This is a genomic window from Streptomyces botrytidirepellens (genome assembly GCF_003721215.1).
Classification (GTDB): Bacteria; Actinomycetota; Actinomycetes; order Streptomycetales; family Streptomycetaceae; genus Streptomyces; species Streptomyces himastatinicus.
Genome location: NZ_RIBZ01000401.1, coordinates 1 through 849 on the forward strand (window position 1 = coordinate 1; position 849 = coordinate 849).

Genomic DNA, 849 nt, shown 5'->3' on the forward strand with positions numbered 1-849 from the left:
CGGTTCGCGCGCGGCCTGCTTCGCCCGCTTGTGCCGCCCGTGCGCGGCCGCCGCCCGCTCCGGGCGGGGTCGGCCCCTGCGCACCAGCCAGCCGCGGCGGCGCACGATCGGCAACCGCTTGGGGTCGGACGCGCCGCCCGGACCGATCGACGGAACGGTGACCGTACTGCTGCCGACGTCCGGCTCCGGCGCCGACCTGATCAGCGAGCGCAGCCAGCCGCGCAGCTCCTCGAAGTCGGGCCGCTCGGTGGGGTCCTGCCGCATCAGCGACTCGACGACGGGACGCAGCGGACCGCACTCCTCCGCGTAGGCGGGTGCCTCCGCGCACACCATCTGCACCAGCTCGGCGGCGTTCTCCTCCGGGTACGGGGCGTGGCCCTGGACGGCGCGGAAGAGCAGCACGCCGAGTGCCCACAGGTCGGCGGCGGGGCCGACGGGCGGCGCCAGCCGCCAGTTCTCGTGGACGGGACCGGCCTGCTCGGGCGCCCAGCGCTCGGTGACGGCGCCGACCACGACGATCCGCGCCTGCCGGGCCCGTTCGGCGGCGAGCGCGGTGGTGGGGCCGCGCGGCGGGCCGTCGTCCGGCGTGCCGCCGCCGTCCCAGGAACCGCCGCCGTCCTCCCCGTTCGGCTGCCGGGGCACGGTGGCGCCTTCCGGCGAAGCGGAGCCGGAAGCGGAGTCGGGCCAGGGCGCGCCGCCGCCGGTGAGCGGCTCCGGCTCCTGGACGGGGTGGTGATGGGGGGCGTCGACGCCCATCCGGGCGGCGGCCGCACGGGCTCCTGCCGCGTACGCGGCGATGGCCTTCGCCCGCGCGGCGCGCGCGGCCGCGCCCTGCGCGTCGTCCGCGGC

Annotated in this window: 1 protein-coding gene; it reads right to left on the reverse strand. The window is 79.2% G+C overall.

Features of this window, described 5'->3' with window-relative positions; genetic code table 11:
* A partial coding sequence (locus EEJ42_RS31185) for a protein kinase (protein WP_342778353.1) occupies window positions 1-849 on the reverse strand: 849 nt, incomplete at both ends.